Annotated in this window: 10 protein-coding genes; 5 read left to right on the top strand and 5 right to left on the bottom strand. The window is 63.5% G+C overall.

All coding sequences use genetic code 11. The annotated features are described in order from the left end of the window. The first annotated feature begins 2 nt into the window (after positions 1-2). The 3 genes from I6L33_RS10935 (at position 3) to I6L33_RS10925 (ending at position 4346) form a co-directional block, all read left to right on the top strand. On the top strand, positions 3-2162 hold the full coding sequence (locus I6L33_RS10935; protein WP_128830427.1) for a type I secretion system permease/ATPase: 2160 nt from the start codon (positions 3-5) through the stop codon (positions 2160-2162). A 127-nt stretch (positions 2163-2289) separates the two neighbouring features. Then, the gene (locus I6L33_RS10930) at positions 2290-2964 is read left to right on the top strand and encodes a response regulator transcription factor (protein ID WP_010634645.1); all 675 of its coding nucleotides are present in this window, start codon (positions 2290-2292) and stop codon (positions 2962-2964) included. Further along, complete coding sequence (locus I6L33_RS10925; protein WP_201892281.1) at positions 2964-4346, top strand: ATP-binding protein; 1383 nt, start codon at positions 2964-2966, stop codon at positions 4344-4346. Before I6L33_RS10930 ends, I6L33_RS10925 begins: the two co-directional genes overlap by 1 nt. A gap of 309 nt (positions 4347-4655) precedes the next feature. Here I6L33_RS10925 and glk read toward each other — a convergent pair whose 3' ends face one another. Further along, positions 4656-5624, bottom strand: a complete 969-nt coding sequence (glk, locus tag I6L33_RS10920; protein WP_123245795.1) for a glucokinase — start codon at positions 5622-5624, stop codon at positions 4656-4658. A 349-nt stretch (positions 5625-5973) separates the two neighbouring features. Between glk and I6L33_RS10915 the strand changes: the two genes are divergently transcribed. Together I6L33_RS10915 and pyk are read left to right on the top strand one after the other, a co-directional pair. Further along, positions 5974-6828: a MurR/RpiR family transcriptional regulator gene (locus tag I6L33_RS10915; protein ID WP_005298732.1), complete on the top strand. Its 855-nt coding sequence runs from the start codon at positions 5974-5976 to the stop codon at positions 6826-6828. Positions 6829-6991: 163 nt separating this feature from the next. Further along, entirely contained in the window at positions 6992-8431 is a 1440-nt protein-coding gene (pyk, locus tag I6L33_RS10910) for a pyruvate kinase (protein ID WP_216974045.1), read from the top strand. 66 nt (positions 8432-8497) lie between these two features. On the opposite strand, the gene I6L33_RS10905 is transcribed toward pyk, so the two are convergent. From I6L33_RS10905 to I6L33_RS10890, 4 genes are all read right to left on the bottom strand, one after another. Beyond that, complete coding sequence (locus I6L33_RS10905; RefSeq protein WP_017766576.1) at positions 8498-9544, bottom strand: efflux RND transporter periplasmic adaptor subunit; 1047 nt, start codon at positions 9542-9544, stop codon at positions 8498-8500. 15 nt (positions 9545-9559) lie between these two features. Beyond that, on the bottom strand, positions 9560-12622 hold the full coding sequence (locus tag I6L33_RS10900) for an efflux RND transporter permease subunit (RefSeq protein ID WP_216974044.1): 3063 nt from the start codon (positions 12620-12622) through the stop codon (positions 9560-9562). 170 nt (positions 12623-12792) lie between these two features. After that, the gene (locus I6L33_RS10895; protein ID WP_005298724.1) at positions 12793-15117 is read right to left on the bottom strand and encodes an acyl-CoA dehydrogenase; all 2325 of its coding nucleotides are present in this window, start codon (positions 15115-15117) and stop codon (positions 12793-12795) included. A gap of 48 nt (positions 15118-15165) precedes the next feature. Beyond that, entirely contained in the window at positions 15166-15819 is a 654-nt protein-coding gene (locus I6L33_RS10890; protein WP_017781124.1) for a TetR/AcrR family transcriptional regulator, read from the bottom strand. Between the last annotated feature and the right edge of the window lie 231 nt (positions 15820-16050).

Genomic DNA, 16050 nt, shown 5'->3' with positions numbered 1-16050 from the left:
AGATGGATCAGACCCACGCCGCCGACCGCACTCCCGTCGCCAATGGCGCCCTCGCCGCCCTCACCCACGCGGCCCATCAACTGATGCTGACCGCCGATGCCGATCAGCTGGCCCACGCCCTGGGTTGCGATCTGGCACCGCCCGACCTGACGGTGCGGGAAGCCGCCGCCCACCTTGGCCTGCGCAGTGCCCTGTCACAGGGGCCTGGCTGCCCGCTCGCGGCGCTGCCGCTGCCGGCCTTGCTCAAGCGGGATGGCCGCTGGTACACCATCACTGCCATCACGCCAGCGGGCTGGCAGCTGTTTGATCCCGCCAGCGGCACCAGCAGCCTGCAGCCGCTGCCGAGCCAAGCCGAGGCGGCGCAGTGGCACTTTCTGTTGCTGGCCCAGCAGGATCTCACCCCGGCCGAGGTCAAGTTCGGGCTGGGCTGGTTCAGCCCGGCGGTGCTGCGCCAGCAGAAACAGCTGCGGGACGTCTTCTGCTTCGCCATTCTGCTGCAGCTCATCGCCCTCGCCAGCCCGCTGCTGTTCGAGAACATCATCGACAAGGTGCTGGTGGGACGCAGCCTCGGCAGCCTGCACGTGCTGGCTCTGGCCATGGTGGCACTGGCCTGCGCCGAGCCGCTCTACGGCTTTCTGCGCGGCCAGGTGTTCGGCCATCTGGCCAACCAGGTCAATGCCGAGCTCTCCGGCAAGCTCTATCGCCATCTGGTCGGACTGCCCATCGGCTACTTCAAGACCCGCCAGACCGGCCAGATCATCGCCCGGGTCAAGGAGATGGCCCAGATCCGCCAATTCCTCACCGGCTCGACCCTGATGCTGGTGCTGGATCTGCTGTTCATTCTGCTGTTCGTCGGGGTCATGTTTCACTATGCCCCGCGCCTGACCGCCTGCGTGCTGGGCTCGCTGCTGATCTACTTCCTGCTCTGGCTGCTGATAGGCCCCCTGGTGCGCAAGAAGGTCGAGGCGGAGTATCAGGCGGATGCCGATGCCACCAGCTTCCTGACCGAGGCGGTCACTGGCATCGAAACCATCAAGACCACGGCCACCGAACGCCGCTTCTACCAGGAGTGGCAACGCCTGCTGGCGCGTCAGCTCAGGCGTGGCTTTCAGGCCAAGAAGGTGGGACTGGCGGCCGGCCAGGGTATCGACCTGGTACAAAAGCTCACCGCCGCCCTGCTGCTCTGGCTTGGGGTCGGCGAGGTACTGAACGGTCGCATGAGCCCGGGGGAGCTGGTCGCCTTCAACATGCTGGCCGGCCACGTCACCCAGCCGGTGCTGCGCCTTGCCCAGGTGTGGCAGGATTTTCAGCACACCCTGATCGCCCTGCGCCGAGTCGGCGACATCCTCGACGAGGCACCGGAGCATGGCAACCACGGGCTCGCCTCCGTGCCTGCCCTTCAAGGCGCCATCGAGTTTCGCCACATCCGCTTTCGTTACCAGCCGGATGCCCCCGAGGTGCTGGCCAACCTCTCCTTCGCCATCGAGCCGGGGCAGTTTATCGGCATCACGGGCCCGTCCGGCTGCGGCAAGAGCACCCTCACCCGTTTGTTGCAGCGGCTCTATGTGCCCCAACATGGTCAGGTGCTGGTGGACAACATGGATCTCGCCATCGCCGATCCCGTCTCCCTGCGCCGCAACATGAGCGTGGTGCTGCAGGAAAGCGTGCTCTTCTCCGGCACCATCGCCGACAACATCCGCATCTGCCGCCCCGATGCCACTCAGCCCGAGCTGGAGCAGGCGGCGCAGCTGGCCGGCGCCCTCACCTTCATTCGCGAGCTGCCCCAGGGCTTCGAGCAACAGGTGGGAGAGAAGGGAGCCCGCCTGTCGGGCGGGCAGCGCCAGCGCATCGCCCTGGCCCGCGCCCTGCTGGTCAACCCCAGGATCCTGCTGCTCGACGAGGCCACCTCGGCCCTCGACTATGAGTCGGAAGCGGCCATCATGGCCAACATGGCGGCGATCCGCCGCGGCCGCACCCTCATCAGCATCGCCCATCGCCTCAATACCCTGCGCGAGGCGGACCGTATCCTGGTGATGGAGGCGGGGCAGATAGTGGAGTCGGGCAGCCACCATGAACTGCTGGCTCGCGAGGGGCTCTATGCCAGGTTGTGGCGCCAGCAGACCTCTGATGACGAGCTACCGGCCATGGCCCGTACCGGCTAATGACTGGGTTGTGAATAATGGCGGGCTGATTCAGTCCCGATACAGGCGGGGCTGTTAGGATCCGGATTGACTCTCCCCGTCATAAGCCCTCTAATTGACAGCCTGGATCCCCATGATCGCGCACCTTATGAAAATTTTGTTGGTCGAAGACGACAAGCTGCTCAATCACCACCTCACCACCCTGCTGACCGAAGCCCAGAATCAGGTGCACAGCACCGAGAGCGCCCAGGTGGCGCTCCATTACGCCGCCGACTACCCCATCGACGTGGCAATCATCGATCTGGGCCTGCCGGACATGGACGGTCTGCAGCTCATCCGCCAGCTGCGCGAGCAGCAGATCCCCTTCCCCATCATCGTATTGACCGCCCGTGGCAACTGGCAGGACAAGGTGGAGGGGTTGGAAGCGGGGGCGGACGACTACCTGGTCAAGCCGTTCCAGAAGGACGAGCTGCTGGCCCGCCTCAACGCCCTGGTGCGCCGCAGCGCCGGCTTCATCTCCCCCAGGGTCAAGGCTGGCGACTACGAGCTGGATCTCTCCCGCAAGGAGCTGACCATCGCCGGTACGCCGGTGGTGCTCACCAGCTTTGAGTACCTGATCCTCGAATACCTGATGCGCAACGCCCGCCAGGTGGTCTCCAAGCAGCAACTGCTGGATCAGCTCTACGGCGACGGCGAGGGGGACCCCAACACCATAGAGGTGATGGTGAGCCGGCTGCGCAAGAAGCTGGATCCGGAGGGGCTCATCCAGCCCATCTCCACCATCCGCCGCCAGGGCTACATCTTCAACCTGTCGTGCAGCTGATGGGCTTTCGTCTGCCGCGCCCCATGCGCTTCATCCGCCGCTCGCTGCACATCAAGCTGATGTTGAGCGCCATGCTGGTCATCGCGTTCATCATGTCCTTCTCGGTCTACATCCTCTATCTGGGCCACACCGATGAGCAGGCCCAGAAGGCCAGCACCCGCATGCAGGAGAACCTCTCCAAGCTGTTCTCCTCCAAGATGCCGGACGCCCAGGCCAGCACGGATCTGGGCCGGCTCACACCGGATGCCATCGACCCTAACCTGGACACCCTGATCTGTCGGGCCGACGGCCAGCTGAGCTGGTCCAGCCTGCACATGCCGGAGGTGATCCAGGTCAAGGACTCCATCTGCGACGATCTGATGAAGTACCTGGGCGGGCTGGATCAGGACTACTTCTTCAAGCGCCTCACCATCAAGAATGGCGAGAGCTACTTCATCTACAGCCTGCGCTTCTTGCGCAACCACGGTGACGGCCCCACCACCTATTACGTGGTGATGGTCGATTCGGCCAAGCGCTACCTGCTGCAGACCCGCGACTACCTCTACCAGTGCATCCGCCAGGCCCTGCTCGCCTACGCCCTGCTCGGCGCTCTGCTGCTGCTCACCAGCTTCTGGAGCCTGGGCTCCCTGCGCACCATGGCGCGCCAGATCGACGAGATCCGGGCCGGCAAGCGGGAGGCGCTCTCCAACGACTATGAGCGGGAGCTGACGCCGCTGACCGAGTCGGTTAACCAGCTGCTGGAGAACGAGCGCCAGCAGACCCAGCGCTACCAGCATGCCCTCAACGACCTGGCCCACAGTCTGAAAACCCGGCTGGCGCTGATCCAGATGACGGCGCAGGAGGTCAAGCTCGGGCGCGACATTCACGACAACATCAATGAGCAGATCCTGACCATGGATCAGATCATCCAGTACCAGCTGCGCCGCGCCGTCACCGGCCGCAAGCGCCTCGCCAGCAAGGGCACCGAGCCGGTGCCCCTCATCGAGAAGCTGTTGGCCAGCCTCGCCAAGGTCTATCGCCACAAGAAGCTGCAGACCCGCTTCAAGTTCGACGACGACGTCTTCTTCGCCGGCGAGCAGGGGGACCTGATGGAGCTGATGGGCAACCTGCTCGACAACGCCTTCAAGTTCGCCATCAGCGAGATCAAGGTGACGGTGAGCCGCCGGCTCGACCGGCTGCGGATCGAGATCGAGGACGACGGCCCCGGCATCGACCCGGGCAAGTCGCAGCAGATCTTCCAGCGCGGGGTGCGCGCCGACAGCTCCCCCGGCCAGGGGATCGGGCTGGCGGTAGTCACCGAAATCGTGCACAGCTACGGCGGCCAGATCATGGTGGACGAGTCCCCGCTCGGCGGCGCCCGCTTCACCCTCGACCTGCCCTGAGCCCATTCCTGTTCACCCAGTGCGCCTGCCAACCGGCAGGCGCACTGCATTGTGGCCCCGCCACAACCTCTTACAAACCCGGCTGTCGCCAGCAAAACAGACCGGCAGTAAACGGCGGGCATAAAAAAACCGGCCGCAAGGGCCGGTGAAACAGTTCAGGCTTGTCAGGTGACAAACGCACCCAGCGGATGAAGAGAAGTCCCAATTCCTTATGGCGCCCTCTCTTCTTGAGTACGTAGGGACACTCTACGCCATGGTCACTGAATCAAGGCTGAACCATGGCCATTGCGTCACCCGCCCTGTCGTTGCTTACAACTTGATGCCCAGCGACTGGCGCAGATAGGCACCGGCACCGAGCAGGCCCGGCCCTTCATGGGTGATGAGGAAGACCGGGATATCCTTGAGATAGGATTTGAAACGCCCCTTGTCCTCGAAGGCCACCCGAAAACCCGAGCCGATGAAGAACTCCTGGAAGCGCGGCACTATGCCACCGGCGATGTAGACGCCGCCGAAGGTGCCCATGTTGAGCGCCAGGTTGCCGGCAAAACGGCCCATCAGCACGCAGAACAGGCTCAAGGTGCGACGGCAGTCCAGGCACTCGCCCGCCAGCGCGCGCTCGGTGATGTCTTTGGGTTCGAACGCCTGCGGCTCGCGGCCGTCGGATTTCACCAGACCGCGGTAGATGTTGACGAGGCCGGGGCCGGAGAGCAGCCGCTCGGCCGAGACGTGACCCAGCTCGGCGCGCATCACCTGCAGCACCGCATCCTCCTCTTCGCTGTTGGCGGCAAAGTCCACGTGACCACCTTCGCCCGGCAGGCTCAGCCACAGCTCACCCGCCTGCACCAGGTGGGCGACGCCAAGGCCGGTGCCGGCCCCGTAGATGGCGATAGGCTTGCCGGCCACGGGGGACGCGCCACCCAGCTGGATGCGATCGCTCTCCTCCAGCACGGGCACCGCCATGGAGACGGCGGTAAAATCGTTGATCACCTGCAGCCGGGTCAGACCCAGATTGGCCTGCATCTCGCTGATGGAGAACTCCCAGCTGTGGTTGGTCATGGCGACCCAGTCGCCGTTGATGGGACAGGCGATGGCGATGCAGGCTTCGCCCACCTGCACCTTGTGCTCATCCAGATAGAGGCGAACCACGGCTTCGAGAGTGGGATGGGCCAGCCCGGAATAGGTCTTGGCCTGGGAAATGGTGCCGGTTGCCAGCTCGCACAGGGCCAACCGGGCATTGGTGCCGCCTACGTCGCCGACCAGCGCATGGGTATGCTGCATAAAACAACTCCTTCGTTACTGGGGTCGGGGCGGCCGTTACCGTCCCGCACTTATTATTTGGTGCCAATTCTACCCGAGCCCCTCCCCTTGCGGCGCGTTTGATGGGTGCAACTGTGCGCCCGCTCACAGTGTTGTTGCTTTGCAACATTTGTAAGCGCTTTCACGGAATGACTGGAAGTTTGTAACCAAAACAACGAAATAATTAGACATGAGTCATACTTTGCAGGGCCGAGATTAGTTTCGATAAGAGCTTGTCTTGTATAGTCATCAAGTTGATTGGAAACCTGCTTAGCCATGAATTTAGTGCAAAGACACTGAAGCTAAATTACAAAAACGCCTGGTGGTGATGATGAATACCCTTGATAAAATTACTAATAATTTGGAAAGTTTCAGTAAATCAGAGCGTAAAGTCGCCGAGGTCATCCTGGCCTCCCCACAGACGGCCATCCACTCCAGTATCGCCACCCTCGCCAAGATGGCTGACGTCAGTGAACCGACCGTCAACCGTTTCTGTCGCCGGCTCGATACCAAGGGCTTTCCCGATTTCAAACTGCATCTGGCCCAGAGCCTGGCCAACGGCACGCCCTATGTGAACCGCCACGTGGAGGCAGAAGACGGGCCCGATACCTATACCGCCAAGATCTTCGAATCCACCATGGCCTGCCTCGATGCCGCCAAGAATAGCCTGGACATCTCGGCCATCAATCGCTGCGTCGACATCCTGACCCAGTCCAAGAAGATCAGCTTCTTCGGCCTTGGGGCCTCCTCCGCCGTCGCCCGCGATGCCCAGAACAAGTTCTTCCGCTTCAACATCCCGGTGGTGAGCTTCGACGACATCGTCATGATGCGCATGAGCTGCATCAACAGCAGCGAAGGGGACGTGGTGGTGCTCATCTCCCACACCGGCCGCACCAAGGCGCTGGTGGAGATTGCCGCGCTGGCCCGTGAAAACGACGCCACCGTCATCGGCATGACCGCCAAGGACTCCCCGCTGGCGCGCGAGTGCAACCTGGTGCTCTCCATGGACGTGCCGGAAGACACCGATGTCTACATGCCGATGGCTTCGCGCATCGCCCAGCTCGCCCTGGTGGACGTGCTGGCAACCGGTTTCACCCTGCGCCGCGGCATGAAATTTCGCGAAAACCTGAAGAAAGTCAAAGAAGGTTTGCGCGAATCCCGCTTTGATACCCCCCACTCTTCGTGAACAACGGGGGCCCCGGCCCCCGGCTGTCTCTGCCACCTTCCTTGGTGTAGTATTGTAATTTAGTAACAAAAGCCACCCAGATGGCTTGCAAGCGGGCGCAATGGGTCATGCGCTTGACGGGGCAGTATCTCAAGTCATATCAACTTCAAAACTGGAGTCTTTCATGCCAAGACGTACAAAGATTGTAACCACACTCGGTCCGGCCACCGATCGCGAAGGGATCCTCGAGGGGATCATCCGTGCCGGTGCCGACATGGTGCGGATGAACTTCTCCCACGGCACTGCTGAAGACCACATCCTGCGCGCCAACCAGGTGCGTGACATCGCCGCCAAGCTGGGCCGTCACGTCGCCATCATGGGCGACCTGCAGGGCCCCAAGATCCGCGTTTCCACCTTCAAGGACGGCAAGATCTATCTGGCCATCGGCGACAAATTCATCCTCGACGCCGCCCTCGGCAAGGGTGAAGGCTGCCAGGAGCAGGTCGGCATCGACTACAAGAGCCTGCCCAATGACGTGGTGCCCGGCGACATCCTGCTGCTGGACGACGGCCGCGTGCAACTGAAAGTGGAGCAGGTCGAAGGCACCCGCATCTACACCACGGTCACCGTGGCCGGTCCGCTCTCCAACAACAAGGGTATCAACAAGAAGGGTGGCGGCCTCTCCGCCCCGGCCCTGACCGAGAAGGACAAGGAAGACATCAAGACCGCCGCCCGCATGAACGTGGACTACCTGGCCGTCTCCTTCCCCCGCTGCGGCGATGACCTGCGTTACGCCCGCGAGCTGGCCCGCGAAGCCGGCTCCAACGCCAAGATCGTGGCCAAGGTCGAGCGCGCCGAAACCGTCGCCACCGACGAGGCGATGGAAGACATCATCCTCGGCTCCGATGCCGTCATGGTGGCCCGTGGTGATCTGGGCGTCGAAATCGGCGATCCCGAGCTGGTCGGCGTGCAGAAGAAGCTCATTCGCCACTCCCGCCGCCTGAACCGGGTGGTCATCACCGCCACCCAGATGATGGAGTCGATGATCAACGCGCCGCTGCCGACCCGTGCCGAAGTGATGGACGTGGCCAACGCCGTGCTGGACGGGACCGATGCGGTGATGCTCTCCGCCGAGACCGCCGCCGGCCAGTTCCCCATCGAGACCGTTACCTCCATGGCCAGCGTCTGCGTGGGCGCCGAGAAGCACCCGAGCCTGAACGTCTCCAACCACCGCATGAGCTACACCTTCACCTCGGTGGAAGAGGCGGTTGCCATGTCCACCATGTATGCGGCCAACCACCTGGAAGGGGTCAAGGCAATCGTGGCGCTGACCGAGTCGGGCACCACCCCGCTGCTGATGTCCCGCATCAGCTCCGGCCTGCCGATCTTCGCCCTGTCACCGCACAACAAGACCCTGGCCTGGACCAACCTCTACCGCGGCGTCACTCCGGTGCTGTTTGACGGCGACGAGACCAAGCCGGTCTACGAAGTGTGCCGCGACGCGCTGGATGTGCTCAAGGCCAAGGGGCTGCTGCAAAGCGGCGACATGGTATTGCTCACCCACGGCGACAAGATGGAAACCGTCGGCAGCACCAACACCTGCAAGGTGATGATGGTCGAGTAATCGCCCCTCCTGCCAGCAACAAAAACGGCTCCCGCGGGAGCCGTTTTTCATGGTGACCAAGCAATATCAGCCGCGAAACAGCTCCACCTTGTCGCCATCCTGCAGGCTGCCGGCGCCGCGCACCACCACCCTGTCACCCTGCTTGAGCGCCCCGCTCACCGCCACCTGCCGGCTGTCGCCGAACAGCACTGTCACCGGCACCCGGTTTACCTTGAGCTCCTCGCCGTGCTGCTCCACCTGATAGACCACGCTCCCCTCGGTGTTGAGCACCAGGGCATCGCGCGGCAGCAACATGGTCTGCTGCTCCGCCAGCGGCAACGCCACCCGCACCGGCGAGCCGATGATGAAGCGCCCCCCCTCCGGCTTGAGGCGCAGCTCGATGAGGCGCGACTTGGGATCGGCGCTGGCCGCCCGCTGGTAGTAGACCCCGTGGCCGCTGAGCTGATCCCCTTCCACCCGCAGCCGGGTCTGGGGCGCCAGCTGGCCGGCCCAGACGATGGGGGCCTGCAGGCGGATGTCGGGCTGATCGGGGTTGACCAGCTCCAGCGCCTGCTCGCCGGCATCCACGTGCTCCCCCGGCTGGATGAAGTGGTTGTTCACCACCCCGTCGAACGGCGCGAAGATGTGGCTTCTGCGCAGCTGCTCCTCAATCTGGCGCACCTGCACCCGCGCTAACCGCTCGGCCAGTTCAGCCTGCTCCACGTCGTAGCGCGCCTTGTCATACTGGCTCTGGGAGGCGCTCTTCTGGCGATGCAGGGTCGCCAGCCGGCCAAACTCGGCGCGGGCGAAGCGCACGTTGCTCTCCCACTTGGCCTGCTCGGCCTGAGCCTGCTCCAGCGAGAGCCGCAGCGCCGCGCTGTCGAGGCGCAGCAGCTCATCCCCCTTGCTGACCCGGCTGCCGAACTCGGCGATCCACTCCACCCGGCCGCTCACCTCGGCGCTGAGCGCCGCCTGCTGGCGGCTCGCCACCGTACCGCTGACCCAGATGCTGGCCGCCGCCTCCCCCCGGGTCACGTCCGCCAGGGTCACCATCTTGCCCTGTGCCAGCGCAGGGAACACGCCCCCCGCCAGCAGCGCCGCGCCCACAACCATCCTTGTAAAACCGTGTGTCATCGATGAGCTCCTTGCTCAGGCCCGCTGCCGAATGGGCTGCGGCACGTCGACCCGCTCACCCAGCCGCAGGAAGGCGGGCAGCAGGACCAGGGTAAACAGGGTGCTGCAACTCATGCCGCCAACGATGACGGTGGCCAGCCCCCGGTAGATTTCGCTGCCCTCGCTCGGGCTCAGCATCAGCGGCAGCATGCCGAAGATGCTGGTGAGGCTGGTCATGGCGATGGGTCGCATCCGGCTTTGCAGGGCATCGGCCACCGCCTGCTGGCGGCTCATCCCCTCCCGCTCCGCCGTGCGGGTCTGGTGCACCAGCAGGATGGCGTTGTTGACCACCAGCCCCAGCAGGATGACGAAACCGATGATGGTCAGCAGATCCATCGGCAACGGCACCAGCAGGCCGCTCAGGTAGAGCGCCAGCACACCGCCGACGGTGGCGAGCGGCAGGGTGAGCAGCACCAGCACCGCATCCTTGAGGGATGCAAAGACCCCCCACAACAGGATCAGCAGGATCATCACCGCAAACAGGAAGATGGCCCCCAGGTTGCCGAGCGCCTGCTGCAGACTGTCGGCATTGCCGGAGACCCGCAGCTCGCCGCCGGCCGGCAGCAGCGGCCGGATGGCGGCAAAACTCTTGCTCTGCAGGGTGTCCAGCACCTGCTCCATGCTCATCCCCGCCGGGGGTGAGATCTGCAGGCTGATGCTGCGCCGCCCGTCAGCCCGAAAGATGCTGGCCGGCCCCATGTCGTGCTCCACCCGCAGCAGCTCGCCGAGCGGTACGATGCGCCCGGACGGGGTCGCCAGCGGCACTGCCTTGAGCTCGTCCGGGTTAACGGAGGTCTGCCCCATCAGCATGATGTCGAGCCGCTCCTCCCCGTCGAAATACTCGCCGACCCGCAGCCCGTCGCCGAAGGTCTGGATGATGGCGGGCATGGGGGTGCGATCCCAACCCACCTCGGCGAGGCGCCTGTCTTGCGGCACCAGCCGCAGCTCGGGGGCGGTGAAATCGAGATCCGGCTGCGGCCTGACCTGGGCCCCTGGCAGATCCTGTTTGACGATGGCCATGGCGGCCCGCGCCGCCCGGTAGAGCTCGACCAGATCGCCCCCCTGCAGCAACAGGGAGATGCCGTTCTCGCTGTCAAATCCGCCGAACAGCGACCCCTGACCGCCAAACACCTGGGTATCTGGGATGCCCACCAGCAACTGCTTCATCAGCAGCTGCTCCAGTACCTTGATCTGGTCCTCCTCTTTCGGCCGCACCCCGATCTGGGCGCCACCCGGGTAGCGCAATATGTAGTAGTTCTTGAGGGCCGGCTCCTGTTCCCCCTTCATATAGGGATCCAGTCTGGCGATGAGCGTGTCGATCACCTCCTCGCGCTGGGCCTTGAGGTTGAAGCCCGGAGTGAAGTTCATCCAGACATCCACCGCGTCGCGCTTCACGTCCGGCAGGTAGTCCATCTTCGGCAGCAGGGCCCAGGTCGCCAGCGCCGGCAGGCTCATCATCAGGGTGATGACGGTCCAGCGCCGACGGGGCGTTGCTGTCCAGCGGATCACGTGGCGGGTGGTGCCCTGCCACAGCCTCTCATAGGGATCAGTCAGCCGCTCGCGCCCCATCCAGCGCGCCGCCACCGCCGGCAGCACGGTCACCGCCACCAGCATGGAGACGGTCACCGCGCAGGCGATGGTGAGCGCAAGGTCAGCAAACAGCTGCCCCTCGACGTCGTTGAGCAGCAGCACCGGCAGGAAGATGGCGACCGTGGTCAGGGTGGAGGCCACCAGGGCGGTCCACACCCGACTGGCGCCTTCCAACGCCGCCTCCCCTTTGCTCAGATCCCCTCGCTCGTGGCGCCGGTAGATGCTCTCCAGCACCACAATGGCGGCATCGAGCACCATGCCGACCGCAAAGGCGATGCCCGCCAGCGAGATGACGTTGAGGGTGCGCCCCAGTACCTTGAGCAGACAGAAGGTGAGCATGATGCTGATGGGGATGGCGATCGCGATCATCAGGGTCGCCTTGAGCCGGCGCAGAAAGACCCAGAGGATGGCGCAGGAGAGCAGCACGCCGAGCCCCAGGTTGGCGGTCACCATGCTCACCGCCCGGTTGATATAGAGAGAGGCGTCGAACGACTGCTCCATGTGCAGGCCGACCGGCTCCAGCACCTCGCGGTTGAGCTCGCCCACCTTGAGCTTGATCGCCTCCAGCGCCGCCAGGGCGTTGGCCCCGCTCTCCTTGAAGATCTGCGCCGCGATGGCGGTGTTGCCGTTCTGGATCCGCAGCACCGGGTTCTCCTCCCGGGCCAGCTGGATCTCCGCCACGTCCCGCAGATAGATGGGCAGGCCGTCGCGCCAGTCCACCACCTTGTCTCCCAGGGTCGCCACGTCGTAGCGGCCGGCAAAGCGCAGCTTGTACTCCCAGCGGCCGATGTCGAGGGTGCCGGCGGAGACGTCCCAGCCGGTGCTGGCCCGGCTGGCCAGCACCGGGATCTCCACCCCCAGCTCGGCGGCGCGGTAGGGGTCGAAGCGGATCTGGATCTGGCGCTCGTTGATCCCCTGGATGTCGACCGTCGACACCCCGGGGATCCGCTCCAGCTCGGGTTTTATCCGCGCCTCGATCAGCGCCTGGTGATCGTCGATCGGCCCCTTGGCGCCGGGCAGCTGCTGGATGAAGAAGAAGGTGAGGGTGTCGTTGCTGCTGTAGTTGTTGACGTAGGGACCGCCAATCTTGTCCGGCAGGCCGGAGACCCGGTTCAGGCGGGAGATGACGTCGAGCTGGGCCCGCTGCATGTCGGTGCCGAGGGCAAACTCCAGATCGATCTCGGTGAAGCCGGGGAAGCTGTTGCTGGTGAGGTTCTTGAGCCCCTGCACCCCCTGCATCTCCTGCTCGATGGGGTCGGTTATCTCCGACTCCATCTCCTGGGGTGAGGCCGAGCGCCAGTCCACCGAGATGTTGAGGTGCGGGCGATCGATGTCGGGAAACAGCTGGATCGGCAGCCCCCGGATGCTGAGCAGGCCCAGCAGAAAAATCAGCACGATCGAGACCGCCACCCAGATGGGACGTTCGATCGCCGTTTTGGCGAGGTTCATTCACTCTTCCTGAGTTTGTTGTTGTCGGCCATTCCGCTGGCCTTGCTTCCTGCCCCAAGGGTGGGGGGCCATTGCATTAAACTGGAATTAATCGAGGTTGTAAATGCATGGTTAACAAACAAAAAAACCGGCCATATCGGCCGGTTTCAGATTCAGGAGCGAGTGCTCTCTCAGGCGGCGTGCACCACCGGATTTTGCTGGGATAACCCCTCCAACTCGCCCGGGGCGAAGTTGTCTACCTGAATGGCTTCGTAGCGCAGGGCATCGGCGGCCAGCAGCTTGTCCGCCTCGTCCTTGCTCAGGATGGATTGGGACAGGGCAGCAGCAACCAGCTCCGGCAACGCCAGTTTGCGGGGCAGTTTGCCCTCTTTCTGGGCCTGCACCAGCTTCTTCTCGTAAGGCTGCACAGAGACCATGGCCTGGAAAGCGCGCTCCATCAGGCCGACCGGGTCCGCCTCGTCCTTGCCCACATAGCAGAGCGCGGTCAGACGGTCGCGGAACTCACCCGGCTTCATCATGGCCAGGCAGATGGCATGGCAGCGATCGTCGGCCGGCATCTTGTAACCCACGCCGAACGGGAACACCACCCGCTTGAGCACGGCGCCCACCACCTTGTTCGGGAAGTTCTGGAAGAAGCCCTCGAACGCCTTGCCAATCAGGTAGAGGTTGCGCTCCACCGCGTACTGCACGAACGGCAGATCGGAGACCATGCGGCCCTGATCCTCGTAGTGCTTGAGGGTGGCGGAGGCCAGGTAGAGGTGGCTCAGCACGTCACCCAGACGGGCGGAGATCATCTCCTTGCGCTTGAGATCGCCGCCCAGCATCAGCATGGAGACGTCCGCGCACAGGGCCAGCCCCTTGCTCATGCGAGAGAGCTGCTTGTAGTAGCGGGCGGTTTCACCGGCAACCGGGGCACTGTTGAACTGGCCCAGAGTCAGCCCCTGGAACAGGGAACCGAAGAAGTTGCCAGCGCCGAAGGCGATGTGCTTCATCAACAGGGCGTCAAACTTCTCAAGGCCGCGCTCCACGTCGGTATCGGCCGCCGCTTCCAGCTCGGCGAACACATACGGGTGGCAGCGGGTGGCCCCCTGCCCGAAGATCATCAGGTTGCGGGTCAGGATGTTGGCCCCTTCCACCGTGATGGCCACCGGAATGCCCATGTAGGCGTAGCCGGTGTAGTTTTTCGGGCCCAGCTGGATGGCACGGCCGGCGTGGATGTCCATGGAGTCATCCATGATCTGGCGCGCCATCTCGGTCATGTGGTACTTGGAAATCGCGGTGACGATGGCCGGTGCCTGACCCAAGTCCAGGGAACCTGCAGTCATGCGACGGGCCCCTTCCAGCTGATAGGTGAGGCCACCGATGCGAGCCAGCGCTTCCTGCACCCCTTCAAACTTGCCGATGGACATGCCGAACTGCTTGCGCACGTAGGAGTAGGCCCCCACGGTGCGGCTCGCCATGTGACCACAGGCGGTGCCAAGGGCAGGCAGCGAGATGCCGCGCCCGGCGGAGAGGCACTCCACCAGCATGCGCCAGCCGCGACCGGCGTAATCCGGGCCGCCGATGATCCAGTCGAGCGGGATGAACACATCCTTGCCGAAGGTCGGGCCGTTCAGGAACGCCAGCCCCATGGGGTAGTGGCGATCGCCGACCCGCACGCCGGGGTGACTGGTGGGGATGAGCGCGCAGGTGATACCCAGCTCTTCCTTGTCACCCAGCAGTTTTTCCGGGTCATAGAGCTTGAACGCCAGCCCCAGCACGGTGGCACGGGGAGCCAGAGTGATGTAGCGCTTGTTCCAGTTGAGGCGAATACCCAGCACCTCTTCACCCTTGTGCATCCCCTTGCAGACGATCCCCTTGTCAGGAATAGCGCCGGCATCGGAGCCCGCTTCCGGCCCGGTCAGGGCGAAGCAGGGCACTTCCTTGCCGTTGGCCAGCCCTGGCAGCCAGAAGTCCTTCTGGGCCTGGGTGCCGTAGTGCATCAGCAGCTCGCCCGGGCCGAGGGAGTTCGGCACCATGACGGTGACTGCCACGCTCAGGCTCTTGGTCGCGATGCGGGTGACTATGGTGGAGTTGGCAATCGCGGAGAACTCACGGCCGCCGTAGGATTTCGGGATGATCAGAGAGAAGAAGCCTTCCTTCTTCAGATAGTCCCACACCGGTTCCGGCAGGTCTTTGGTTTCGTTGACGATCTTGAAGTCGTCGACCATGGCGAGCAGGGTTTCGACCTGGTTGTCGATGAAGGCCTGCTCCTCGGCGGTCAGCTCGGCCTTGCCGTAGCCGTGCAGTTTTTTCCAGTCGGGGTTGCCGCGAAACAACTCGCCATCCCACCAGACGGAGCCGGCCTCCATGGCCTCCCGCTCGGTGGCAGACAAGGGCGGCAGTATCTTCTTGAAGATGCCGAACACCGGGCGGGTGACCACCTTTTTACGGATGGAGGGCACGCCGAGCACGACGGCTATCGCCAGCACCAGCAGGATAAGCAATGTGATCATACTCAAGTTCCTTCTATTTCACTGTTTCCGTTGATTTATTGTTGGTTGTTACACGGCCAGGGAGAGCCTGGTCGACTCCACGGGCGCCCCGACACCGGACGCCAGATAAGGAATGACGTTGCGTACCAGCCCCTCCACATCGAGCTGCTGGCCGAAATCGGCCTGGGCGATGTCGCGCAGCGCATCGGCCGAGGCCATGGTGAACACGACGGTGCCCAGGGTGAAGTGCAGCCGCCAGAACAGATCCGCCGGCGACAACTCCGGGTTGGCCTTGGAGATGGCCTGGGTGATCCGCTGCAAAATGGGGCCGTAGTGGGCGGTGATGAAGCGGCGCAGGTGGCCCTGACTGTCGATGTAGCCACGACCCAGCAGCTGCATGAAGATGGCCGGACCGTTGGTGCGCACCGCTACCAGCTTCATCAGCGGGTCGACGAAGCTCTCGAACACCTGCAGCAGGGTCAGCTGCTCCTGCGTCATCAGGGTATGGAGGCGTGCATCCAGCTCGGGCATAAACAGGCTCAGATAGCGATCGAGCACCGCCTGGATCAGCTCCTTCTTGGAGCCGAAGTGATAGTTCACCGAGGCCAGGTTGACATCCGCCTCGCTGGTGATCAGACGCAAAGAGGTATCGGCGAACCCCCGTTCGGCAAACAACACCTCGGCGGCATCGAGAATGCGGTTTTTGGTATCGATTTTACTCACAGGACACCTCACTTAAACGAATGTTTAAAAAGTACGTTTCACAACCTTTTGTGTCAAGAGAATGTGAACGGGTGTTAGTGAAATGTTTTTCGTGAAAATGGGGAACAAGGCGGGAACTTCACGGACGAATCGGACTCTATATCTATGCCACTGCAATTAAACATTAAGTCTCGCCCAACCTGCTCCATGCTAGTTGGGCATTTTTTTACCCTGCTGCTATCCAGAACGCTG

Origin of the sequence: Aeromonas sp. FDAARGOS 1403 (assembly GCF_019047325.1) — a bacterium.
GTDB classification, from domain to species: domain Bacteria; phylum Pseudomonadota; class Gammaproteobacteria; order Enterobacterales; family Aeromonadaceae; genus Aeromonas; species Aeromonas dhakensis.
This window is presented reverse-complemented; position numbering and strand designations above follow the sequence as displayed.

What these genes read in the sequence shown, in the direction of transcription:
- I6L33_RS10935 (WP_128830427.1), top strand. Translation starts at nt 3, where the DNA reads ATGGATCAGACCCACGCCGCCGACCGCACTCCCGTCGCCAATGGCGCC.
- I6L33_RS10930 (WP_010634645.1), top strand. Translation starts at nt 2,290, where the DNA reads ATGAAAATTTTGTTGGTCGAAGACGACAAGCTGCTCAATCACCACCTC.
- I6L33_RS10925 (WP_201892281.1), top strand. Translation starts at nt 2,964, where the DNA reads ATGGGCTTTCGTCTGCCGCGCCCCATGCGCTTCATCCGCCGCTCGCTG.
- glk (WP_123245795.1), bottom strand. Translation starts at nt 5,624, where the DNA reads ATGCAGCATACCCATGCGCTGGTCGGCGACGTAGGCGGCACCAATGCC.
- I6L33_RS10915 (WP_005298732.1), top strand. Translation starts at nt 5,974, where the DNA reads ATGAATACCCTTGATAAAATTACTAATAATTTGGAAAGTTTCAGTAAA.
- pyk (WP_216974045.1), top strand. Translation starts at nt 6,992, where the DNA reads ATGCCAAGACGTACAAAGATTGTAACCACACTCGGTCCGGCCACCGAT.
- I6L33_RS10905 (WP_017766576.1), bottom strand. Translation starts at nt 9,544, where the DNA reads ATGACACACGGTTTTACAAGGATGGTTGTGGGCGCGGCGCTGCTGGCG.
- I6L33_RS10900 (WP_216974044.1), bottom strand. Translation starts at nt 12,622, where the DNA reads ATGAACCTCGCCAAAACGGCGATCGAACGTCCCATCTGGGTGGCGGTC.
- I6L33_RS10895 (WP_005298724.1), bottom strand. Translation starts at nt 15,117, where the DNA reads ATGATCACATTGCTTATCCTGCTGGTGCTGGCGATAGCCGTCGTGCTC.